The organism is Flavobacterium sp. BFFFF1 (genome assembly GCF_002256285.1).
Classification (GTDB): domain Bacteria; phylum Bacteroidota; class Bacteroidia; order Flavobacteriales; family Flavobacteriaceae; genus Flavobacterium.
Genome location: NZ_NKJE01000005.1, coordinates 82780 through 106822, shown reverse-complemented (window position 1 = coordinate 106822; position 24043 = coordinate 82780). Strand labels below are relative to the sequence as shown.

The following is a 24043-nucleotide window of genomic DNA, read 5'->3' as shown; positions in this document are numbered from 1 at the left end:
TCCCAAATGAAGAAAAAATTCGGTTCCCTGCCCATAATATTCTTTCTGACATTCATTATTGGTTTTGTCTTTTACACTTTAAAACCTACACAAAGTTCAAATGAAACGTTGCCATTGTCTGAATTTTCGGCAAAACGAGCTTTAAACATCGTTGCAAAAATTTCAAAAAACCCTCATTTTATTGGATCTAAGGACCATCAATCCGTTTCAGACTATATTATTCGCGAATTAATAACTCTGGGGCTTGAACCTGAAATACAAGAAGGCTATTCGCTTACGGAATGGGGTAATTTCACCAAATCAAAAAACATCATTGCCCGAATAAAAGGCAGTGGAAGTGAGAAAGCGCTGCTCTTGCTATCGCATTATGATAGTGCTCCGCACTCCAAATCCCATGGTGCCGCCGACGATGCGAGCGGTGTAGCGACTGTATTGGAAGGTGTTCGGGCCTATCTGCACAAAAATCCGGCGCATAAAAACGACATCATTATCCTGTTTACTGATGCTGAGGAACTAGGCTTAAATGGCGCGGCCGTTTTCGTTAAGCAACATCTTCTTGCCAAGTCCATTGGATTGGCTATTAACTTTGAAGCGCGGGGTACTTCGGGTCCATCTTACATGCTCATGGAAGTCAATCAGGGAAACTCTGAAATGGTGACACATTTTGCGAAGTCCCACGTGCCATTTCCAGCATGCAATTCGTTGATGTACAGCATTTACAAAATGCTGCCCAATGATACTGATCTTTCCATTTTCCGCGAGCATGGAAAGATACAGGGCTTTAATTTTGCATTTATCGATGACCATTTTAACTACCACACGCAACAGGACGACCTTTCCCATCTAAGCAGTGCTTCGTTAGCGCATCAGGGCAGCTACCTTATGCCACTGTTACACCATTTTGCAAACGCCAATTTGAACAGTCTCAGCACTGCAGAAGATTCCGTTTATTTCAGCATCCCATTCGGATTCGTGAGTTATCCTTTTTCATGGAATTTTCCATTATTGATTATTTCTATTGTTATTTTCTTCGGATTGATTTTTCTTGGATTTGGAAAAAGATTGCTAACGCTTCGGGATATTGGCAAAGGTTCCTTTTTGTTTACAATTGCTTTGGTCATCACTTCGGTGTTTGCGTATGTAAGCTGGGAAATCCTTCGTTATTGCTACCCTCAATATTCTGATATTCAGCAGGGATTTACGTATAACGGGCATTCCTATATTATTGCTTTTATTTCGGCCGGGCTTGGGATTTGTTTTCTGGTGTATCGCAGGCTAATTTCGGCGACACTTACAATGAACTATACTGTTGCGCCCATTTTGTTTTGGGTTGTAATTAATTTAATCATTGTGATCACACTGCCCGGCGCTGGTTTTTTTATTGTACCTGTTATTTCAGCATTAATTGGTTTTGCCTATTTCATAGTGACTCAAAAAACATCGGCGATTTTGAATGCAATGCTGTCAATTCCTGTGTTGGTTATTATCGTCCCTTTTATGGTTACGCTACCCGTTGGACTTGGGCTTAAAATGTTGTACGCAGCGGTTTTGTTTGGCACATTGGTTTTTGGGCTGTTACAGCCCTTATTTGGCACTATGTCTGGGAAACGAAATTTGGCTTTGCTTTTGTTTGGAATTTCCATCGGGTTTATGATATATGCACATTTAAATTCAGGATATGAGGAAGGAAAGGCAAAACCAAATAGCCTCGTATATTATTATGATGCCGACAAGAAAAGTGCGTCCTGGGCGAGTTATGATCGGGAGCCGGATGATTGGACGAAGACGTATTTGGGCGATCACCCCAAGACAGCTGGAGATTTAAACAGGTTTAAGTTGTACAGCAAATACAATGCGGTGTTTAAATGGCGTGCGGATGCACCTCTGAAAGCACTCAACTGCCCGCAAGTGGACTTTGTAAAGGATACCGTAATCGGTAACTTCAGGTACCTGGATATTAAAATCACACCAAAAAGGGATGTGAATCGCTATGACATCTTCGCTGCGGAAACAATGAAAATCTATAATTTAAGAGTGAACGGAATGGCACATGTTAATCAAAACGGTGCGCTTTATAAAAGATCCGGCGCAAAGATCTTATCCAATTATGTCGTGGATAACGAACCTTTCGAATTGCAATTTGCTGTAGAAAAAACGGGTAAATTCGATATGAGTTTGCTGGAATTATCGTTTGATCTGTTAGAAAACCCGCAGTTCGCTGTGAAAAAACGGCCAGCCATCATGATGCCTGCACCCTTTGTCCTTAATGACGCTGTAATCATCAGGCAGGAAATTAAACCGACCACCGTAAAAAAACTAATCGTGGCACCTCCGCCTGAAAATATTATCATACAAAATGCAGAAAATTAGCATTCTTGGCTGCGGATGGCTTGGACTTCCGTCGGCCGAAACATTAATCCTTGGAGGATATGCCGTAAAGGGATCAACCACCTCGCCTGAAAAAATAGAAACGCTTGAGTCCTGCGGAATCAAACCGTTTGTCATTACGTTGCATGAAAACGGTATTGACGGAGAAATCGAACTGTTTTTAGAGGGTTGCGATTGGTTAATTATCGATTTTCCTCCCAAACTACGCACTGGAACGGGCGAGAGCTTCCTGAAGAAGATAAACAATCTCGTTCCATATATTGAAAAGGCACAAGTTCCAAATGTCATTTTCATCAGTTCAACTTCTGTCTATGCTGATGGCGAATCTATCGTGACTGAAGAAACGTTAGCTATGCCTCTAACCGAATCCGGAAAGCAATTGCTCGCGGCTGAGAACCTTTTATTGTCCAAAGATTTCCTGACCACTATTATACGATTCGGAGGACTAATTGGCAATGATCGTCACCCTGTTTTCCATTTGGCAGGAAAGACAGATTTGGAGAACCCCAAGTCGCCGATTAACTTAATCCACCTATCTGATTGCATTGGCATCATTGATTTAATCCTAAAAAAACAACCGGGCAAAATAGTTTTCAACGCGGTCGCTCCGTTTCATCCATCAAGAGAAATGTATTACCAAATGAAAGCGTCTGCTTTGCACTTAGAAAAACCTATTTTTAAAACTGATAGTGAGCAATCTGGAAAACTCATTCTGAGTGACAAGCTTATCACCTTGCTGGACTATCAATTTAAAGTGACAGGAGAGATATAAAAAAAACCGGACTTAAAGTCCGGTTTTTGTATTTCATTGCAATCTTACTTTTTTACTATCAGGAATTCACTTCGCCTGTTTTGAGCGTGCTGCTCCTCTGTACATTCCGTACAACTAATCTTAGGTTCGCTTTCGCCGTAGCCTTTACCAGATATTCTTGAAGCGTCAACGCCTTTTGATATTACATATTGCACTGTAGATTTTGCCCTGCGGTCAGAAAGTTCCATGTTATATTCGTCTTTACCTCTGTTATCGGTGTGCGATTTAACGAAAATAACCATCTTATCATTGTTCTTCAAAACCTGTACCAACTTATCGAGCTCAAACGCCCCTTCAGGAGTAATGTTGGATTTATTATACTCAAAATTGATATCCTTAAGTACAACCTCGGTTTCGGTCACAATGACATCGATAGGACTTAAAGGAGCATCAACTTTAGTTTTTCCTCCTTTGTTTTTAGCGATAGCAAAAACTCCACTGTCGTAACCGTCTTTCGAGGCTTGTATACTGTATTCTTTGTTGCATTCAACCATATACATCACTTCGCCATTTGCGGCAGTGCTGCGCGTCTCAATGATGTTTTTCTTAGCGTCAAGAATTGCCACACGTGCACCTTCAATAGGCTGACCTGTTTTGGCATCTGTCACAATCGTGGTAGCTTCGACACTACAAACCGGCTCCGCAATAAAAATATCATCATTGCCGCCTCTGTTACTTGAGAAAAAACCAATATTTTTCGCTGTGTTAAAGCTAAATGCGAAATCGTCTTTCTCTGTATTAACCGGCTTTCCAACATTCTTTGCCATGCCATCTTCGCCCATTTTATTGAGATCAATTGAGAATACATCCAATCCGCCAAGACCCTGTCTGCCGCTCGAAGAAAAATAAAGCACGTTGTCATCGGTAATAAACGGGAATTGCTCCTTACCTTCTGTATTGATTTTCTTTCCAACGTTTTCCGGTGATCCGTAACTGTCATCACCGTTTACTGATACTTTCCAAATGTCAGATTGTCCCATAGTTCCAGGCATGTCCGAAGAAAAGTACAGTGTCTTCCCATCTTTACTGATACTAGGACTACTTGTAGAGTAGGTTTTACTGTTGAATGGAAGTGATTTGAGATTACCCCATTTTCCATCTTGTTTGGTGGCTTTGTAAATGTTTACAACGCCAAATTTTGTCCTCAATTTTTTATCATTGACAAAATTCTTATCAGCCTGGCTGTCCCTGGCAAAGTACATTGTGTTCCCGTCAGCCGTTATTGACACAGGCCCTTCGTGCCATTTGGTGTTAAGCTCCGTAAGTTCCTCAACCTTTCCGAAAGTAGCATCGGCAGCATTATAAGACACGTAATATATGTCAAGATAAGGCTCGTCATTCCAACCGTCAGTACGTTTAGATTTGTTACGCGTACTGGTGAAATAAACATTATTATCACCGGCTAACACCGCACCGAACTCAGATTTGTCAGTGTTAATTGCAGTGGTTTTGACATTAAACGCCTTTTGCCTGTCTAAAATCTTAGGTAAATAATCTGGATTCTCCATGAATGCCCTGGCCCTTTCGTCATTGGGCATTTTTGAGGCGAAAACCTTCATTTGCTTATTTGACTCTTCGTATTTCCCGTTTGCTTTAAGCATTTGGCCATACTTATAATAAGTTTCAGCATCTTGTGGTGTATCTACCACTTTAGCATACCACTTGGCCGCTTCAACAGTGTTAAACATATTGTAATATGCGTCAGCCAATTGTTTGTAAACATAGGCATCACCCTTTCCTTTATTAACAAGGCTAAGATATTCCTTCACTGCGTCCACATACTCTAGTTGCGCATACAGCTTATCAGCCTTCTGCGTATCCTTGTTCTGTGCCTTTATGGTATTGGCAGCGAACACTAAAATCAATACTATATATAATTTTTTCATTATCCGTGTGGCTTTTAGGTTAGAAATATCTTGGTGAACGTGATACCTTTTTCGGGAAGTTCAGGTCGAAGAGCAGGATGATCTCGTGTGAGGAGGTCGTCACCGTCTTCAGGTCAGAGATGATGTGGTCATACGCATATCCAATCCTAAGGTTTGGATTGATCGCATAATTCACCATACCCCCGAAGCTGTCATCAACACGGTAGGAGGCGCCAATCTCAAACTTCTCATAGAACAAACCATTCAGCGACACATCCAGAGAGCTCGGAGAATTGAATGCGCTCTTAAGCATCGCAAACGGCTTGAGCTTGAAGTCAGGGTTGATGTCAAAAACATAACCTCCAGTCAAAAAGTAATGCTGCGTCTCTGTACCATACTTAATACCGTTATAGTCCAGGTGGTTCGCCTTTAGCATGTTCGGAACCGAGAAGGCCACGTAGTAATGGTCAGTGTAGTAGAAGATACCCGCACCCATGTTAAGGTACACGTTGTTGGTGTCCTCACGGAACGCATCGTCATTAAGATCCGGAAGGCTCGGTGCGATATCGCTGTTCAGGCCAATCCGCTGGAAGGTCGCACCGGCCTTTAGGCCCAGTGCAAGGCGGTGCTCCCCGCCAAGGTTCAGCGTATAGGAGAAATCACCATATGCGTTCTGCTCCTTCACCGGACCGATCTCGTCCGAAATCAGCGAAAGCCCGATACCCACATTCTTGCCCACAGGCGTAGAGCCCGAGAAAGAGAACGTAGAGGGAGCACCATCTACATTCACCCACTGCTTGCGGTACAGAAGACCAAAGGAGAGGTTCTCCTTAGAGCCCGCATAGGCAGGGTTCATGACGTTCATGTTATACATATACTGCGTATAGTGGGGGTCCTGCTGCGCATGTGCGTCAAGGAAGACCAGCAGGAATAATAAGGCGGCTAATTGTATTTTCTTCATTTCTTTGATTTGTTTTTTCATTTGTATAGAAGCTGCCCCGAAGGGCAGCATATCCTGTTTCATCGCTATCGGTTAACGGTTAAGGTAAACCCAGCCTGTCTTCTGTTCCCCATCGGACTTGTCAATAACGTAGAAATAAGTACCGTCCGGAAGCTCATCCCCTGAGTTAGACTGACCAACCCATTGCTTGGTGTAGTTGGTGAGCTGGTACACCTCAGTCCCATAGCGGTTGTAGATCGTAAGGTGCTTAACATTTAGGGTCGTGAGGTCGAACGAATCGTTCTTCGTATCGTTGTTCGGTGAGATACCACGCTGGATGATACAGCTGATATCATCTATCTGGATCGAATCAGTAGACTCGCAGCCATCTGCAGTGGTAATCGTAACGGCGTAGTTGCCCGTTACACCAGCCTTGATCGACTGTGGCTCCAAAGGAACCTGGGAACCACCAGACCAGCTGTAGGTAACAGCAGCAGGATCAAACGAACCATTTACAGGTAAAGCAGTAATCACAAAGTCCTGACCCTCGCAGCCTGCAACGAAATCTATCAACACAGATGTCGTGTTCGCATTGACCATCACTGAGGCAACAGAAGTACAACCCAAAAGGTCTATCGTAAGCTCATACTCCCCAACCTGGTCCGCTACCAAAACATCCCCAGTAGCCGTACTGCCATCAGGTCGCGTCCACGTGTAAACTGCCGTAGGATCGTTGATGTCGAAGTTCGTACCAACAAACGATAAAGTAACCGACTGGTTCTGGCAGATCGTATAAGGAGTATTCTCAAAGCTAACTGCGTAGTTTCCTGTACCCGCTCCAACAGCAAAGGTTTCCGGGCCGCTTGTACAACCGAGGATGTCAACAGTCACGCTGTAGTTTCCAATGTTAGCTCCGGTAACCGGAAGCGTATTGTTGCTCGAGACAACCACAGACGAATCCGGAAGCGTATAAGTATAGGTCACCGGGCTGTTGTTCGTGTTGTTATTTACAGTTACCACCAACGATCCGTTTCCTTCAGAACATAAGGTGGCTGGTCCGGTTACGTCAAAGTCCCAAACCGTATTGCTATTTTCTATAACAAATACCTGGTTGGCGGTACACCCTGAGTTATTCACTGTTACCGAATACGTTCCGTAGTCATAATCCGGGCTTGTGAGGTCAATCAACAATGATTGGCCGGTTTGTCCTGGAATGGCAATATTGTTGAAATACCAGGTGTAAGTCACTAAAGCTGGATCGAAATTACCCGCTAGCGGCTGTACTGTGATCGTAGTCGAGGCTTCAGGGCAAATTTCAGTTGTTCCTGACAAATTAAACTGTGGCGTAAGATCCTGTACCACAATTCCGAATGACACCACCTGATGACAGGTCGTTGACAGCTTGTTTACCCTTACATAAATGGTTTGCCCATTGGTGCCTATAAAATTTGTCAGATCTGTTATTTCGTTTGCAAGCACATTGTCCTCAGCGTCTTCCGGAGTTAAGAAATAATGCACATCATGGGTTCCAGGAGCAAACGGTGCTAATATACCTGCCGTATTTTGCGTAAGGTCAAACGTTGATGTTCCTGAGGCATTACAGTCTATTAAGTTAGCTGGTGTCCCCGCAACTGCATCCTGAAAATACTCAACGGTAACCGAATCAGAAGCGACACAGGTTGTATTGCTATAAGTCGCCTTTACCGTGTAAACGCCTTGTGCTACTACGGTCAGCGTCGGATTATTTTCGTTTGGTATCAATGCATCACCAAGATACCATTCGAAATCGTAATCGTCCGGATCCAATCCTGAAGCGATAGTGACTTCATCACCAAGACATACTGCATTCCCATTGGCCTCAAGGAAATCTTCCCCAAGCTCCACATTACCTATATCAAGACTTCCTCCTTTAAGAAATACTACAGAATCATAAGAGTTGTCCTGCCTGTCTCCAATAACCAATTTGATGTGGTATAATGTTCCAGGGGTAACATCAGCATGGGCGTTAAGGTTTACGGTAATTCCATCGTAGTTGATTGGCGCACCAATCGGATTCACACCGTTGTCCCCATAATAGGTTTCAAAATCACCGGCGTGCTCGGAAGTGCAATTGTCATTATAAAGCTCGTCTCTCACATTGGTTACCGAAACCGGCGTGCCGTCACCCAATACCGCAATATTGGTAGTGATGTTCGTACTGGTATCGGTGAGTAGGAAAGCGAATGCGTCGGAATATTGACATTGAAAATCACCATATTCCTCTGAAGCAAACTTGTATTTGAAATTTAATTCATCGCCATACGGAATAAAATCAAACTCCAAAATGGTAGCGTTATGAGATGGTGCATCCATATTGGTTGCAGTCTCCAGCTCTGCATCTCCGGGCCAGTCATAGGTTCCATCGCTCAACGTACTGTCGTTAGGACCCGGCACACTGTTCGCATTTCCGGTCGAAAGGACGATTCCGTAGTCGTATTCGAAATCCGATAAAGACTTATTAAAATAACCAATACCATTTGTCGATCCGAAATCACTTCCCGTCGACCAAGTAATATTGCTTACTAAAGCACAGTCTGAGCCTAAAAACACATCCTGCACCAATTGTTCAACTGTGTACTGCGTTGTGTTGGTGGTGATTGGAGGCAATATCCTTCCAATACAAAGGTCGAAAGTTACATCCTGTAATGTATTTACATTGGTCCAAACCCGGATTTTATATTTGTCTCCTACAACCAGATTTTCAGCGATACTCTCTTCAGGGTCGCTGCAATAGAGGAAGTCCATCGTTCCACACACATCGCCATGGTACAGTGCGTGTACCAGGTTTGTTGTCGTACCAACAATATTATTAAGGTTGATAATCTGAGTCGGACTGTTACAGGTAAACTCAAACCAGATGTCGTCATCTTCCGCTCCGGCACAGGTACTTGTTTGTGGAGAAGCTGTTGCTCCGGTAATCGACCCCGGTGTCGAGGACACACATTCAATTCCGTTATTTACAACGGCAGTTGTTGCGGTGGCACACTCATCATTGGTAACCGGCGGAGGCGTCGTGATACAAATCCTGAATGACGCAGATTGTGCAGCGTTTCCACCATTTGTGTATACCCGTATTTTATAGAAATTACCAATTACGAGGTTCGTTGCAATACTCACATCGGGGTTGCTGCAATACATTTGCGTCAGCGCGGTACAATCGTTTCCGGAGTATAAGGTGTGGTTAAGATCCGCAGACGCAGGCGCTGTGGCGATGATATCGCTAATGGTAATAATGTGTATGGTCGAAGTAGCCTGAAAGCTAAACCAAACGTCGTCATCCGTATTCCCCGGACAGACCGGTGCCGTGTTTGGCAGCGAACGTGTCGCGCCCAGTGTGGTACCATTCGCGGAAAGCGCGCAATCCCTCGTAGGATTTACAGGAACCGGAGTAGCAAATTCACACTCATCATTTACTGGTTTGGTAGTAAAGGTTTTAGGATTCAGGATGGTCCAGGTACTGATGTCGGTATCTGAACAAACAGCCCGCACATAGTATATGTAAGTTGTTGATGGAAGTAAGCCAGTAAGCGTATAAGGCAGTTCCGTCACAATATGATACGATCCCGTTCCGTTTAACGGCGAGCCGTTTACAGGTGGTGTTGCTCCAATGACAGGCACGGCATAAACTTCCCATTTTATGGCACTTCCGCTTTCGGTCCATGTCAGCTCGACAGAATTTTGTGTGGTTTGCGCAATGTTTACATCTAAAGCAGTCGGTTTTGGACAAGTGGGTGGAACACAATTTCCAAGAACGTTGTCTGCATACAATACGGTCAACGGCGTGCCTGTACCGGGTGCTTTTGTAAACACGATATCGGTAAAAGGATTTTGGATCGAAACTCCTACTTCATCCGGTGCGGTTCCTGGAACACTCCAATAAAGGTCAAATGGAACGTTGTTACAAAGTGAGACATTTACGGTAGTAGGTCCTCCTCCTGCGATGGTCTGACCGATAGTCTGTATAATAATTCCATTTTGTCTTACCTGCATCCTGGCACCGTTCCAGCCGTTTGTGGCTGCATCGGTCATGATGAATTTGTAGACGCATTTGTCAGCAGCATCACAGGTGATCGTATTGAAAATGATCGGCCCTGACCAGGTACTCTTGTCATTGCCTGGACAAATGGTCCTGATATAATAATAGTAAATGGTAGCGGGTTCCAGCGTGCTAATCAAATGTGCCTGTGAATTCGTAGTCTGGAAAAAGAACCCTCCGGGCGGAACAGTAGGATCTGCAGGCGAAGGTGCTGGCGGTGCTGGCGCAGTTGGGCCAGGCAATAACAGGATTTCCCAGAGATTGTCTGTTGGCGTACCGTTAATCCAAGTCAGTAGAGCCTCTGTTGTTGTGATTCCTGAAACCCCAAGGGTTGTGGGTTTGGGGCATGTCGGCAATGTGGTAAACAAAAATGGTCCAGCCCACGCTGAATCGCCGGAAGGACAATTCACCCGTACATAGAATTCGTAAGCCGTATCAGGAGTGAGCCCGGAAACACCGTATGGATTGGTACTTATATCATTATAAGTTGGGGTCGTTGTGCCTATCGGCGCGGTAGACCCTTGTGTTACAAGATAAACGTCCCACGAAGTAGTTGCAGGAGCATCCCAAAACAAATCAGCAGTATTGGTCAGTACATTGTTTGCGCCCAGGCCTGTCGGCGTTAAATCGCATCGGGGTGTGTCACAATTTACAACATCACTGTAGAGGATTGAACCCACCGTTCCGGTTCCCGCTGGTTTCGTATAAATGGTCTGCCCAAATTTATTGATGATGGCCACAATGCGCTGTTGCGGTGTTGTACCTGCAACACTCCAGAACAAATCGAAAGGAACGTTGTTACACAATAGCACCGTGACATTGGTTGGTCCGGTACCTGTTGCAGTAGCGCCTACCGTCGCCACCACAATTCCGTTTTGCCTTACCTGCATCCTGGTCGCTCCCCACCCATTGGCAGTGGTATTGGAAAGCCTGAAAGTGTAGTCACACGTTTGTGAAGGGTCGCAGATTAATGTATTGAACGGGAAAGGTCCAGCCCAGGCGCTAAAAACACCAGATCCGGCACCACATTCTACCCTAACCCAATATTGGTACTGGGTCGCTGGGTTGAGTCCTGTTTTTACAAATTCGGGGTTGCCTGTGACAATGTCATCACCAGGCCCCGTAGGAACAGTAGATCCTAATGGCTGGACTGCCACCTGCCATGAGGTATTGTTACCGGGATTGTCCCAAAATAAATGGGCACTGTTTAATGTAGCGCCGTCAGCACCAAGGCCTCCCGGTTTTGGCGTACAATCTTCTTTTTGGATTAACAGATTGTAGGTAATGGACGGTGTAGTCGGCCCGGACGAAATTACAATAACATACTGTTGCCCGGCAGTAACATTAATGTTAAAGCTCCGCACGTTTGTATTGGCACTTGCAGCACCTGCAAAACAGGTGACGCCCACATTATTACAGCCTGCATAAACAAACACAGACGAGTTGGTCGAGGTATTTCCCAGCGGTGTCATGGTGACACTGATGATGCCGTTATCTGTCGCCGTGTAACTGTAAAAGACTTCATTTCCTGCAAGGTAATTGGTTCCCACAGGAGTAGCGCCGCATAAGGTTCCTTGTGGTGTGTCGATGTCATCACCGTATGTAGCCGTGTTCCCCGTGGTTTGATACGGCAGCGCATTCACAACGAGCGGATCACTGCAAACCGATCCCAAAGGCACGGTTGTCACGATCGTCGGCCCGACAGGTTCGCTGCTATTTCCGGGGCCGCAAATGGCCCGGACATAAAACTTATAGGTGATATCAGGTAGGAGGCCCCCCGCGGTAAAATTTATGGTAGCCTGAGCGGGATTGATGACGAGCGGCGTACCGGTACCTGTCGGTTCCTGACTGGCAGGAACAATTTCGTACTCAAAGTCCGTTGCGAGTCCCGGATTGTTCCAGGTAAACGTCACGCTTGTAGAAGAAATGGACGTCGGTATTACCTCGAGCCCAACGGGTTCCAAACATTTCTGAACCAAATTTACATCGTCGATTAACCATCGGTCCCCGGCCCTTGCGCCGGATGGTTGTGTAAATACCCTTACAAATGCAATATAAACATTTTGTCCTTGTAGTGCGGCTGGAAAGTCTACTTTGACTTCCTGATAATCTGCCAGAGGTTGTGTTGGGTCAATTATCTCGTCCTCTCCCCACGATTGCAGAACGGTATAGGCCGCCTGATTGGTCTGGGTAGCATTGGTGGACACCCGTATCTGGTAAACTGTACCCTGGTCTCCCACAGTGGTCAACCGCGTCCAAAACCGCAACTGCCCATTTGCGGGAATCAGCCGTTGGTCTGTGATAAGCCAATCTTCTTCAGTATTTCCCATGCCGATCTGCTCGTTGTTCACATAGGCTGCATTAAGCACGGCAGTGGGGTCATTGTGCGCCGCATAGGGTGACCGCGGCGAAGTAGGCAACGGCCAGTTACTGGTATTCAGAATCCAAGGCTGGAGCGCTCCAACGCCATTTGCTCCGTTCATCACCGCCCACGTAGAAGGTATCCCTCCTTCAAAAGTCTCTACCTGGCTTAAGGCCACTGTAGAAAAGAAAAGGAAGGTTAACAGTAAAGTAATTTTTTTCATAAAATGAAAAGTTTAGAAATTTGATAAGTTGAAAGGTATTAACTCAAAATTAACGAAAAATAAACGAAAAAAAGAAAATAGGAGTTATTTAACAAAATCCTCAACAACCGATGATAATGTAACATGTTTCTGCGTTTTATTTAACAGTTGTTCGGTTTAACGAACAATTTGAAAATTTGAAAATTCCGGAATCAAAAAGGTTCGTCAACAATTCCTATATTTACCCCAAACTAATAAATGATGCATCTGCCCCACGGTAAAAAAATATACTTCGCTTCTGATCAGCATTTTGGCGCCCCGACCAGAGAACTCAGCATTCCAAGGGAACAGAAATTCGTCAAATGGCTGGACCAAATCAAAGAAGATGCCGGCGTCATATTTTTGCTTGGCGATCTTTTTGACTTCTGGTTTGAATACAAGACCGTCATCCCGAAAGGGTTTGTCAGGGTGTTTGGGAAATTGGCAGAAATCCGCGACAGTGGCATTCCGATTTACTTTTTCGTTGGAAACCATGACTTGTGGATGCACGATTATTTTGAAAAAGAATTGAATATCCCTGTGTATCATGACAATCAGGAATATACCTTTGGAAATAAAACATTCCTGGTCGGTCACGGGGATGGAAAAGGCCCGGGAGACAAAGGTTATAAACGCATGAAAAAAGTGTTTGCCAGTCCGTTTTCGAAGTGGCTTTACCGTTGGCTACACCCCGACGTAGGCGTAAAAATCGCCCAATACCTGTCGGTTAAAAACAAGCTGATCTCAGGCGAAGCGGATGTCAAGTTCCTTGGCGAAGACAATGAGTGGCTGGTACTTTACGCCAAAAGGAAGCTGGAGAAGAAACACTACAATTATTTTGTATTTGGGCACAGGCACCTGCCGATGAAAATCAGTGTGGGCGAAAATTCAACTTATATCAACCTGGGCGACTGGATCGGTTATTTTACTTATGGCGTTTTTGACGGGGAAACATTCGAACTCCTCGAATTTAAAGACTAGTTATTGAATATCCTTCAAACGCAACTGTATACTCACCGATCCATTCCATTCATTCTCATCAATACAGAAAGCTGCATCAAAAGGCTTCTTTCCGGAGGTGATTTCCAGCTTTTTCCCCAAGCCGAAACCAATAGCACCAAATCCTTCCGAACCGTTTTGTTTTACGAAAAGCTTAAGGTGCTCTTTATCGCCTCCTATTGTTTTTGCAAAACCCGTGTCGCTAACATTCCTACTGACAAAAACGGGTGCCATATTCATCGGCCCGAAAGGTTCAAATTGTTTTAAAATCCGCATCAACTTTGGGCTAATCTGGTCAAGACTTACCTCGGCATCGATGGTTATTTCCGGTGTGCGAAGGGGTTCCGGGATACTTTCCTTCACACATTTCTCAAACGCCTGCTTAAAATGAGCATAGTTTTCTTTCTTTAACGTCATCCCCGCCGCATACATGTGTCCGCCAAACTGTTCGAGATGTTCTGCACAGGCATCCAATGCATTGTACACATCAAATCCACTTACGGAACGCGCTGATGCGGCATATTTGTCTCCAGACTGTGTGAACACAACGGTCGGCCTGTAATACGTTTCGATTAACCGCGACGCCACAATCCCAATCACCCCTTTATGCCAGTTTTCGTTGAATACGACGGTGGTAAAATGGTCCTGCTCGCCGTTTGCCTCAATTTGCGCCAACGCCTCTTGTGTGATTTGTTTGTCCAGTTGCTTGCGGTCCACGTTGTATTGTTCTATTTCCGAAGCATATACAATCGCCTGGTCAAAATCAGCCTCCGTCAACAGCTCGACAGCATGATTCCCGTGACGGATTCGGCCGGCGGCATTAATTCGTGGTGCAATGATAAAGACGACATCGGTAATGTCAAATTTTTGCTTTTTGGACAAATACACCAATGCCTTAATGCCATTCCTGGGAAACGAATTGATGACTTGTAAACCAAAATGCGCCAAAATCCTGTTCTCCCCGGTAATCGGGACAATATCGGCCGCAATTGCCGTGGCTACCAGGTCCAGGTACGGCAACAGGTCACCAATGGTTTGCCCACGCTCCGCGCCTACGGCCTGAATCAATTTGAAACCCACACCGCAGCCGCAAAGTTCATCGTATGGGTAACTGCAATCCGATCGTTTCGGGTCCAGCACCGCCACCGCGTCCGGCAAAACGTCTCCGGGACGGTGGTGGTCGCAAATGATAAAGTCAATATTTCTTTCATTGGCATAAGCGACATGGTCTATTGATTTTATACCGCAATCCAAAGCGATGATTAGCGAAATCCCGTTGTCATCAGCATAATCAATGCCCTTGTATGAAATGCCGTAGCCTTCATCGTAACGGTCCGGAATGTAGGTCGCAATATTGGGGTAAATCGTTTTCAGATACGAAGAAACCAATGAAACTGCCGTGGTTCCATCGACGTCGTAATCCCCGAAAACCATGATGTTTTCATTATTGGCGATGGCTTTCTCAATCCGAAGGACTGCCTTGTCCATATCTTTCATCAGGTACGGGTTGTGCAGGTCGTCGAGGCTGGGGCGGAAGAACTTCCGCGCCTGTTCATAGGTTTCGACGCCGCGCTGCAACAGCAACGTTGCAACAAGGGGTTCAACATTTAAGGCTTGTGAAAGCGAGTTTACCTTTTCAGGTTCAGGTGGGGTTTTGATGGTCCAGCGCATAGGTAATTTTGTATGGTGTATAAATAAGTGATCCTTCAAAAATAACATAAAATCCGTAAAAAAATCGTTTCTTGCCGGCTCAATTTATTTTCAAAACCTATGCAAATGGAGCTCAAGGGACAAATCGTCGACATCGAAAACAAGCGGATATTCCCTGGCATTGTCACCGTGAAGGATGGCAGGATCATCTCGATTATCGAAAAGCGGCATTGGGAAAAACAATACATCATGCCCGGTTTTATCGATGCCCACATCCATATCGAAAGCTCGATGCTGGTGCCTTCAGAATTTGCAAGGCTGGCGGCGCTTCATGGCACGGTGGCGACGATTTCTGATCCGCATGAAATTGCGAATGTACTGGGTATTAAAGGCGTGCATTACATGGTTGAAAACGGAAAAGATGTGCCGTTCAAATTTCATTTTGGCGCACCGTCGTGCGTTCCGGCGACTTCGTTTGAAACGGCGGGCGCAGTAATCGATTCAGACGGCATCAAGGAATTGCTCTCCTCTAAGGACATTTACTACCTCGCCGAAATGATGAACTATCCCGGCGTCATCCACGATGATCCGGAAGTTTTGAAAAAAATTAAATGGGCGAAACATTATAAAAAACCGGTGGATGGCCACGCGCCCGCAGTAACCGGCGACGCACTGAAGAAATATGTCGCCGCCGGAATCACCACCGACCATGAGTGTTTTACCAGCCGCGAAGCCCAGGAAAAACTGGCGTTGGGCATGAAAATCCTAATCCGTGAGGGCAGTGCCGCGAAGAATTTTGAAGCGTTGGTATTTTTGCTCTCAAAGCATTACCCGAATATGATGTTCTGCTCGGATGACAAACATCCCGACGACCTGGCTGTGGGCCACATCAATGATTTGTGCGCGCGCGCCGTGGCTAAGGGAATTGATGTGTTTAAAGTATTGCAGGCGGCTTGTGTAAATCCGGTGGTACATTATGGTTTAAAAGTGGGGCAACTGAAGGCAAATGATCCCGCCGACTTTATTGTGGTTGAAGATTTGGTTGATTTTAATGTGTTGCAGACTTATATCAACGGGCAGCTGGTCGCGGAAAATGGCCAGTCGTTTATTGACCGCGTGGTGTTTAAAAAGCCGAATAATTTTAAGGCAAAGCCAAAAACACCTGCCGATTTTGAAATCTCAGGTACGGGCGGAAACATTCGTGTGATTGAAGCGCTGGAAGGGCAGTTGATTACCAAGGAATTGCACCTGAAGCCGTTGGTTAAAGACGGGAAAATCGTCCCGGATACCCAAAACGACATCCTGAAACTGGTTGTCGTAAACCGGTATGACAAAGCGGCGAAGCCAGCGGTCGCTTTCATCAGGAATTTTGGACTGAAGAAAGGCGCTATCGCGAGTTCCGTGGCACATGACTGCCATAACATCGTTGCCGTCGGCGTTTCCGATGAGGAAATCTGCAGCGCGGTGAATTTAATCATTGAACACCAGGGCGGCGTTTGTGCTGTGGACAAGAAGGTCCAAAAAATCCTGCCGCTGCCCATTGCCGGCATCATCAGTGACCTCGATGGCTGGGAAACCGGAAAAAAATACCAGGAAGTCGATGCGTTGGCCAAAAGTTTCGGATGCCGCCTGCATGCCCCGTTTATGACACTGTCTTTTATGGCGCTGCTCGTCATTCCGGATCTGAAGTTATCGGATCAGGGATTGTTTAGTGGGAATGCGTTTCGGTTTGTAGATCTGGAGGTCGGGGACTAAAAATTACAATTTACGATTTTAAGGCCGCGAAGGCAAATGTTCGGACAGAAATGGCGTGTAATTCGACCGCGAAGGCTTGTGTTTCGACCGCGAAGGCAAATGTTCAGACAGAAATGGTGTGTGTTGCACGGTCATCGCCGGTGAATGACATTCGGTTTGTGGATTGGGATGTTTGAGAATTCAATAATATTTTAAAATAAAAACCCGATCTATAAAAACCCCATCTTTGTCCATTTTTTTTAGGCCAATAAGATTATCCTTGTCATCATAAGTATATATTTCAGTGAATGTATATGGCATTGGTGTCAACGAATCCATCGGTGTTAAAAAGAAAATCTCTTTTGTACTTTTCCATGTAGTTGTATAAATTTTTTTCTCTATCATCATGCATCGTTCATTGTATTTATAATCTACTGCAATGGTGTCCTTTCCCCAATATATTTTCATGTTTTGCAAATTGTCATTTTCATTGTAACTGTAATAGGTCTGTACATCAAAAGCTGGTAGACCGATTTTGTATTTTTCGACGCTTAGCCTTTTGTGGTTGTCATATTCAAATGTTTGTTTATCGACAAAATCTTTTAGGGTATCCCGCAGTTGGAATTCCTGCATTTCGCGCAATAACCCATCCTCGGAAAATTGATATTCATACTGCGTATAATTGTGCCGGTTTGAGGTTGAATATTGTCTTAAAACCGACAAATTATCATCGGTGTAATCATATTCGCTATTAAGGCCCATTCGGTCGTCAAATAGATTAACGGTTTTGATCAGTCTTCCTTTTTTATCATAAAGATATGTTCTGGTTTGCCTATTGAGTGTATCATTTGATTTCAGGGTGTAACTGTAAATTTTTTTGTATTCTCCTTTCGAATTATAGGTCGATACGCACACATCTTTCATTTTTCTTGCCTTATTATCCTGTTCCCAACGGTATTGGTTTTTTGGATAACTGGACAGGTAAGGTTCATTCCTTTTGTTATTCTCAAATCTCAAATATTCTACCCTTCGCCCCTGAGGATCATATTTGGCAATGAAGATCGTGTCATTAATTAGATGCTGCCATTTGTTAGATTTAGTTACATAAATAACTTCACTTATGCCTGCATTAGTCTTATTGTCATAATAAGGTTTGCCCAAATAGGGTTTAGGAATAACGTCAAAATCAGTAATATCCTGAGCCTGGACAAAGACACAGGATAAAATCATTAAAAATAAAAACGCCTTGTTTCTGTAATAAACTTGCATTTGATATTTAGGAATTAGAGTGCTTACTTTCTTTTGAAATTGCTTTACCCCCTACCACGACCACAATCTCCCCTTTCGGAGGTTTGGCTTCAAAATGCTTTAATACTTCAGCAGCGGCGCCACGGATGTTTTCCTCATGCATTTTCGACAATTCGCGCGACACACAAATCGGCCGGTCGGCACCGAAATACTGCACGAATTCTGCAAGGGTTTTTAGGAGTTTGTGTGGCGACACATAAAAAATCATCGTTCTGGTTTCTTCCGCCAGTGCTAAAAACCGCGTTTGCCGGCCTTTCTTTTCAGGCAAAAACCCTTCGAAGATAAATCGGTCATTCGGCAGTCCACTGTTGACGAGCGCGGGCACAAAAGCTGTGGCTCCGGGCAGGCATTCGACCTCAATGCCGTGTTCGACACAGGCGCGCGTGAGCAGGAATCCCGGATCGGAAATCGCGGGCGTACCGGCATCTGAAATCAGCGCGATGGTCTCGCCGCCTTTCAGCCTTGAAATGAGGTTTTCCACCGTCTTGTGCTCGTTGTGCATGTGGTGGCTGTGCATGTGTGTGGCGATCTCAAAATGTTTCATGAGTTTGCCGCTGGTGCGTGTGTCTTCGGCGAGGATCAGATCAGCTTCCTTCAGGATGCGGATGGCGCGGAAGGTCATGTCTTCGAGGTTGCCGATTGGCGTTGGAACGATGTATAATTTACCCATAAAAAAGAAAACCACGGCTTAGCGTGGTTGTAAAAATCAGTTGAATTTTCGCTCTACGATGTCCATGAACCGCTGTGCATAATCGTCCTTGCCTTCCCAGTTGTTGTAATCGGGTTTGACCATTTCCTCGATAAAATCGCGTGCCTCCTCAAACGTATCAAACGTGCTGAGCTGCGACACGACACGGTTCATGTCTTCGCCGCTGCCGCCAAACAGGTTTCTCTCAAACCCGATGCGGTCGTTTAATCCGAACGTAAATGAGCGTATGGTTTTCTCCGGTGCGATGGCCTCGATCTCCGGTTGTTTTTCAGGTTCGGCTGCGGGTTCGGCTGCGGGTTCCAGAACGGATTCTTCGGCTGCCGGCGTTTCTTCCACGACGGTTTCCGCTTCAGCGATTGCTGATGCGGGCGCTTCTTCCGCTGAATGCGCTTCTTCCATTTCCGGCTCAGTAACTTCCGGTTCAGCTGCTTCTTCCACAACGGGTTCTTTCTTATCGCTTATTTTCTCAAAGACAGGTTCGGTATAGTTGCCCAGGAAATCCTCGAACGAAATCTGCTTCGGTGTTTCTTTTGCATCGCTTTGGGAGGATTCTTCTTCTTTCCTTTCAAAGGAAAGCTCGAACGACGGCTTTTCGATTTCGGTCTCTTCGGTCTCTTCGGTTTCGACGTCTGTTTCTTCAGTCTCATCTTCTTCAGTCTCATCTTCTTCCGCTGTTTCCTCAGGATTTTCGTCATCGGTCACATCATCCAATTCAGAATCTGCTACCGTTTCATGTTCTTCGTCGGTCGATGCTGTTTCTTCCTCTTCATTTTCAGGCTCGGCGGCTGCTGGTTCTTCCGTAGCGGCGGCTGTGCTTGCGGCGGCTGTCGGCTCCGCAGCATCCCCGATCACTTCAGGCGCTTCAGTTTCCTCGTCAAAAACAACCTGCAGTGCTTCGGTGACTTCCTGGTGCCCGATGGTCGGTTTGGCATCGGCAAAATGGGTTTCAACGAATTTTAAAACAGCGAGTTTTTCATAAAGCTGTTGTGTTTCAAGATACAATTGGTCGAGTTCGGATTTGTTCTTCAGCTTCAGGATCCGGTGTGCGATACTGATCAGGTCAGCCTCGAGCTTTTTTTTCATAGTCTTTTGAATTATAATGAATTTGGCGTGTCTTAAAAAATAATCCTTCGCTGCGATATTTCATCGGATGAAGAAGTAACCTTGGTAAAAATTTTCTACATTTGAAACCAGGCAAACCACCGAAAATATAATCGGTGTGCCGGTGTTACAAAGTAATAAAAACTATTCATTTTTATCCGCAGAAAAATAAAAAATGTTTCTTGAAAATACAGTAAACCATAAAGAGCAATTTGGCTGGATCGAAGTAATCTGCGGTTCGATGTTTTCAGGGAAAACGGAAGAATTGATCCGCCGCCTGAAACGCGCCCAGTTTGCGCGGCAGAAGGTCGAAATCTTTAAACCCGCAATTGATACACGCTACCATGACGAAATGGTCGTATCGCATGACAGCAACGAAATCCGCTCTACTCCGGTTCCTGCTGCAGCGAACATCCGGATCCTGGCACAGGGCTGCGACGTGGTTGGCATTGACGAAGCCCAGTTTTTCGATGATGAGATTATCGGCGTGTGCAATGACCTGGCGAATTCGGGAATCCGCGTGATTGTCGCAGGACTCGATATGGATTTTAAAGGCAATCCATTTGGACCGATGCCTGCCCTGATGGCCACTGCGGAATATGTTACGAAAGTACACGCAGTATGCACCCGAACGGGAAACCTGGCACACTACAGTTTCCGGAAGAACGACAGCGACAAGCTCGTCATGCTGGGCGAAACGGAAGAATACGAGCCCCTAAGCCGCGCTGCCTATTACAACGCGATGCACCACACTCCGGAAAAAGAAGATTTTCAGGAAAAGAACGAACGCAACAAGACCGATTCGATCCTATAAATGTAACTTTGGTTAAAACCAAAAAGCGTGACGCTGAACCTCCAAAATATCATCCCAATCCTGAATGCCAACACAAATGGCGTTCCGGAAATCTCCGAAATCGATTCGGTTTCCATAGACAGCCGTTCGTTACAAAATGGTTCAGGAACCTTGTTTTTCGCATTAGCCGGCCCGAATTACGACGCCCATGCGTACATTGAAAACCTGATTGAAAACGGCGTACGCAATTTTGTCGTTACGCATATTCCGGAGCCGCTCGAAGGCAAAGCGTTTTTTTTAATCGTTGAAAATACGCTTGATGCGTTACAGCAGTTTGCTGCGTATTACCGCAACCTGTTTCACTTTCCTGTGATCGGCATTACGGGCAGCAACGGAAAAACGATTGTTAAGGAATGGTTGAATTTCCTGCTGAGTCCGGATTACAATATCATCCGCAGCCCAAAAAGTTATAACTCACAGGTGGGGGTGCCGCTTTCCGTCATTTCGATTAACGAAAACCACAACCTGGGTATCTTTGAAGCCGGGATCTCGACGGTGAATGAGATGGTAAAACTCGAGCCAATCATCCGCCCGACGATTGGATTGTTGACCAATATCGGATCGGCACATGATGAAGGGTTTTCAAACCTCGGCGAAAAAATAAAGGAGAAATTAAAACTATTTGCGCATTCAGACATCCTGATCTACCATAAGAATAAAACGGTCGAAGCATTCATTGTCCAAAAAGTAAAAACGTTTACCTGGAGCTGCAAAGACGATACGGCGGATGTTTTTATCGCCAAGACCAGCATCGTAGACAAGACAATGCTGAAGGTTTCCTACGCCGGTAAGACCTTTGATATAAAGATTCCATTCCAGGATGATGCTTCAATCGAAAATGCGATCCAATGCATGATGGTGTTGCTGCATTTTGGTTATAGCGCTGAGGCCATTGAGCAACGAATGGCGCTGCTGTATCCTGTGGAAATGCGGCTTAAGGTTAAAAACGGCATCAACAATTCGACGTTGATTGACGACAGTTACAGCTCCGATTTCCAGTCGCTGAAGATTGCGCTGGATTTCCTCGAGAGCCAGAAACAGTATAAAAAGAAAACGCTGATCCTTTCCGATATTTTCCAAAGCGGACTGGACACCACGGAATTGTACTCGCGGGTTTCCCAGCTGGTTATTTCAAACAAGATCAACCGGGTGATTGGCATTGGCGAAACGATTTCGGCATTTAAGAGCAAGTTCGTGAACTGTATCACATTTAAAAACACGGCCGATTTTACAGCTGCTTTTGATACGCTTTCTTTCGGGAATGAAACGATTTTGATTAAAGGCGCGCGCAGCTTTGAATTTGAGAAAATCGTATTGCTGTTGGAGGAAAAAACGCATGAGACCGTTTTGGAAATCAACCTGAATGCGATAACGCACAACCTGAATTTCTATAAATCCAAGCTGAAACCAGGCACCAAAATGATGGTGATGGTGAAGGCTTTCGGCTATGGCAATGGCGGATTTGAGATTGCCAAGCTGCTCGAACACCACCAGGTGGATTACCTGGGTGTGGCGTTTGCCGATGAGGGGATTTCGCTGAAATCGGCGGGAATAAAATTGCCAATCATGGTCTTAAACCCGGAAACGACGAGTTTCCAATCGATCATACAACATGGGCTTGAGCCCGAAATATACAGTATTAAAGGGCTAAAAGCGTTTCTGCAGATTGCAAGACAGAAAAAACTCGAGCATTTCCCAATCCATATCAAGATTGATACCGGCATGCACCGCCTTGGCTTTGAGGAAAACAATCTCGATGAGCTTATCGGGATTTTGAAAGAGCACCAATCGGTGAAAGTGAAGAGCATTTTATCGCACATGGCCACAAGTGATGATTTAGGATTTAAGGATTTTGCGCTTTCGCAGATTGCCTTGTTTGAAAAGTTATCGTCAAGGATGATGTCGGAACTCGATATCGATCCCATCAGGCATATGTTAAACACCTCCGGAATCACAAACTTTCCTGAGGCACAATACGATATGGTGCGTCTTGGCATTGGATTGTATGGCATCTCCAATGACGCTGCGGAGCAGAAACACCTTGAAAATGTAGGCACTTTAAAGTCGGTGATTTCACAGTTGAGAACCATTCCCAAAGGCGACAGCGTGGGTTACGGCCGGCGCTTTGTTGCCGATAAGGTCACGAAAATAGCGACGATCCCAATTGGTTACGCCGATGGCATCTCCCGACATTGGGGTAATGGGACGGGTTTTGTCGTCATCAGCAATAAAACCGCCCCGATAGTTGGCAGTGTGTGCATGGACATGCTGATGGTCGATGTTACCGGTATACCCTGTAAAGAAGGCGACCGCGTTGTTATTTTTGGTGAGAATCCGACTGTAAATTATATGGCGGAGCGACTTGGAACCATTCCCTATGAGGTCATGACCGGCATTTCGCAACGGGTAAAACGTGTTTTTTATAGGGAATAATTTAGTTGTTTGAGATTTTTTGTTAATTTTAATGTACCTAAACAATTAAAAAATAAAACAATTATGGGATTTTTCAGCGATTTTAAAGCGTCTTTGATGAAAGGCGATGTGCTTAGCCTTGCGACTGCGGTTGTCATTGGAGCGGCATTTGGAAAAATTGTCAGCTCTGCGGTTGACGATATTATTATGCCAATTGTAGGATTGGTTACTGGAGGAATTGATTTCACTACAAAATTTATTACACTTGATGGCAAAAGCTATGCGAATTTAGCGGAAGCTAAAACGGCAGGCGCAGCGGTAATTACTTATGGTAATTTTGTACAGGCAATAATCAATTTCGTCATTATTGCGTTTTTCATTTTTGTGGTTTTACGGGCCGCTGAGAAAACGAGGAAAAAAGAAGCTGCTGCCCCAGCCGCTCCACCGGCGCCAACCAATGAGGAAAAATTGCTGATGGAAATCCGCGATGCGCTTCGCAACAAATAGCCACCATACGCTACACTATATGTTCTAATTAAACCACGCTTCGGGCGTGGTTTTTCTTTTTAAGAAATCGCGCTTTGCAAGAAAAATA

General features: G+C 45.1%; 14 protein-coding genes. 7 read left to right on the top strand and 7 right to left on the bottom strand.

The features are described from left to right. Nucleotides 1–6 precede the first annotated feature (6 nt). Together CFE23_RS04725 and CFE23_RS04720 are read left to right on the top strand one after the other, a co-directional pair. Nucleotides 7–2370: a M20/M25/M40 family metallo-hydrolase gene (locus tag CFE23_RS04725; RefSeq protein ID WP_291084780.1), complete on the top strand. Its 2364-nt coding sequence runs from the start codon at nucleotides 7–9 to the stop codon at nucleotides 2368–2370. Continuing rightward, nucleotides 2357–3160, top strand: a complete 804-nt coding sequence (locus tag CFE23_RS04720) for an SDR family NAD(P)-dependent oxidoreductase (protein WP_291084777.1) — start codon at nucleotides 2357–2359, stop codon at nucleotides 3158–3160. The genes CFE23_RS04725 and CFE23_RS04720 overlap by 14 nt, the downstream gene beginning before the upstream one ends. A 44-nt stretch (nucleotides 3161–3204) precedes the next feature. Here CFE23_RS04720 and CFE23_RS04715 read toward each other — a convergent pair whose 3' ends face one another. The 3 genes from CFE23_RS04715 to CFE23_RS04705 all read right to left on the bottom strand — a co-directional run bounded on the left by CFE23_RS04715 (nucleotide 3205) and on the right by CFE23_RS04705 (nucleotide 12664). After that, nucleotides 3205–5085 (bottom strand): OmpA family protein, encoded by a 1881-nt coding sequence (locus CFE23_RS04715; RefSeq protein ID WP_291084774.1) that lies wholly within the window; start codon nucleotides 5083–5085, stop codon nucleotides 3205–3207. A gap of 19 nt (nucleotides 5086–5104) precedes the next feature. Next, nucleotides 5105–6025 (bottom strand): type IX secretion system membrane protein PorP/SprF, encoded by a 921-nt coding sequence (locus CFE23_RS04710; RefSeq protein ID WP_291084771.1) that lies wholly within the window; start codon nucleotides 6023–6025, stop codon nucleotides 5105–5107. Nucleotides 6026–6097: 72 nt separating this feature from the next. Then, on the bottom strand, nucleotides 6098–12664 hold the full coding sequence (locus CFE23_RS04705; protein WP_291084769.1) for a choice-of-anchor L domain-containing protein: 6567 nt from the start codon (nucleotides 12662–12664) through the stop codon (nucleotides 6098–6100). Between the two features lie 240 nt (nucleotides 12665–12904). Between CFE23_RS04705 and CFE23_RS04700 the strand changes: the two genes are divergently transcribed. Next, nucleotides 12905–13663 (top strand): UDP-2,3-diacylglucosamine diphosphatase, encoded by a 759-nt coding sequence (locus tag CFE23_RS04700; protein ID WP_291085011.1) that lies wholly within the window; start codon nucleotides 12905–12907, stop codon nucleotides 13661–13663. Here CFE23_RS04700 and recJ read toward each other — a convergent pair whose 3' ends face one another. After that, entirely contained in the window at nucleotides 13664–15352 is a 1689-nt protein-coding gene (gene recJ / locus CFE23_RS04695; RefSeq protein WP_291084765.1) for a single-stranded-DNA-specific exonuclease RecJ, read from the bottom strand. It abuts the gene before it with no gap. Between the two features lie 105 nt (nucleotides 15353–15457). Here recJ and ade point away from each other — a divergent pair, with 105 nt between their 5' ends. Beyond that, nucleotides 15458–17086: an adenine deaminase gene (gene ade, locus CFE23_RS04690; protein ID WP_291084762.1), complete on the top strand. Its 1629-nt coding sequence runs from the start codon at nucleotides 15458–15460 to the stop codon at nucleotides 17084–17086. A gap of 180 nt (nucleotides 17087–17266) precedes the next feature. On the opposite strand, the gene CFE23_RS04685 is transcribed toward ade, so the two are convergent. Genes CFE23_RS04685 through CFE23_RS04675 form a run of 3 tightly spaced genes read right to left on the bottom strand, consistent with a single transcriptional unit; the run spans nucleotide 17267 to nucleotide 20165 of the window. Beyond that, nucleotides 17267–18295 carry a hypothetical protein gene (locus tag CFE23_RS04685; RefSeq protein WP_291084759.1) on the bottom strand — a complete coding sequence of 343 codons (1029 nt, stop codon included), beginning with the start codon at nucleotides 18293–18295 and terminating at the stop codon, nucleotides 17267–17269. 46 nt (nucleotides 18296–18341) lie between these two features. Continuing rightward, on the bottom strand, nucleotides 18342–19043 hold the full coding sequence (rsmI, locus tag CFE23_RS04680; RefSeq protein ID WP_291084756.1) for a 16S rRNA (cytidine(1402)-2'-O)-methyltransferase: 702 nt from the start codon (nucleotides 19041–19043) through the stop codon (nucleotides 18342–18344). Between the two features lie 36 nt (nucleotides 19044–19079). Beyond that, nucleotides 19080–20165 (bottom strand): hypothetical protein, encoded by a 1086-nt coding sequence (locus CFE23_RS04675; RefSeq protein ID WP_291084753.1) that lies wholly within the window; start codon nucleotides 20163–20165, stop codon nucleotides 19080–19082. A 193-nt stretch (nucleotides 20166–20358) separates the two neighbouring features. On the opposite strand from CFE23_RS04675, the gene CFE23_RS04670 reads away from it, so the two are divergent. The 3 genes from CFE23_RS04670 (at nucleotide 20359) to mscL (ending at nucleotide 23955) form a co-directional block, all read left to right on the top strand. After that, entirely contained in the window at nucleotides 20359–20997 is a 639-nt protein-coding gene (locus tag CFE23_RS04670) for a thymidine kinase (RefSeq protein WP_291084750.1), read from the top strand. Nucleotides 20998–21024: 27 nt separating this feature from the next. Further along, a complete protein-coding gene (locus tag CFE23_RS04665; RefSeq protein WP_291084747.1) occupies nucleotides 21025–23469 on the top strand; it encodes a bifunctional UDP-N-acetylmuramoyl-tripeptide:D-alanyl-D-alanine ligase/alanine racemase in 2445 nt (814 codons plus the stop codon). Between the two features lie 63 nt (nucleotides 23470–23532). After that, nucleotides 23533–23955 (top strand): large conductance mechanosensitive channel protein MscL, encoded by a 423-nt coding sequence (gene mscL / locus CFE23_RS04660; RefSeq protein WP_291084744.1) that lies wholly within the window; start codon nucleotides 23533–23535, stop codon nucleotides 23953–23955. Nucleotides 23956–24043: the final 88 nt, after the last annotated feature.

What these genes read in the sequence shown, in the direction of transcription:
- ade (WP_291084762.1), top strand. Translation starts at nt 15,458, where the DNA reads ATGGAGCTCAAGGGACAAATCGTCGACATCGAAAACAAGCGGATATTC.
- CFE23_RS04685 (WP_291084759.1), bottom strand. Translation starts at nt 18,295, where the DNA reads ATGATTTTATCCTGTGTCTTTGTCCAGGCTCAGGATATTACTGATTTT.
- CFE23_RS04670 (WP_291084750.1), top strand. Translation starts at nt 20,359, where the DNA reads ATGTTTCTTGAAAATACAGTAAACCATAAAGAGCAATTTGGCTGGATC.
- CFE23_RS04700 (WP_291085011.1), top strand. Translation starts at nt 12,905, where the DNA reads ATGCATCTGCCCCACGGTAAAAAAATATACTTCGCTTCTGATCAGCAT.
- CFE23_RS04715 (WP_291084774.1), bottom strand. Translation starts at nt 5,085, where the DNA reads ATGAAAAAATTATATATAGTATTGATTTTAGTGTTCGCTGCCAATACC.
- mscL (WP_291084744.1), top strand. Translation starts at nt 23,533, where the DNA reads ATGGGATTTTTCAGCGATTTTAAAGCGTCTTTGATGAAAGGCGATGTG.
- CFE23_RS04725 (WP_291084780.1), top strand. Translation starts at nt 7, where the DNA reads ATGAAGAAAAAATTCGGTTCCCTGCCCATAATATTCTTTCTGACATTC.
- CFE23_RS04675 (WP_291084753.1), bottom strand. Translation starts at nt 20,165, where the DNA reads ATGAAAAAAAAGCTCGAGGCTGACCTGATCAGTATCGCACACCGGATC.
- rsmI (WP_291084756.1), bottom strand. Translation starts at nt 19,043, where the DNA reads ATGGGTAAATTATACATCGTTCCAACGCCAATCGGCAACCTCGAAGAC.
- CFE23_RS04710 (WP_291084771.1), bottom strand. Translation starts at nt 6,025, where the DNA reads ATGAAGAAAATACAATTAGCCGCCTTATTATTCCTGCTGGTCTTCCTT.
- recJ (WP_291084765.1), bottom strand. Translation starts at nt 15,352, where the DNA reads ATGCGCTGGACCATCAAAACCCCACCTGAACCTGAAAAGGTAAACTCG.
- CFE23_RS04720 (WP_291084777.1), top strand. Translation starts at nt 2,357, where the DNA reads ATGCAGAAAATTAGCATTCTTGGCTGCGGATGGCTTGGACTTCCGTCG.
- CFE23_RS04705 (WP_291084769.1), bottom strand. Translation starts at nt 12,664, where the DNA reads ATGAAAAAAATTACTTTACTGTTAACCTTCCTTTTCTTTTCTACAGTG.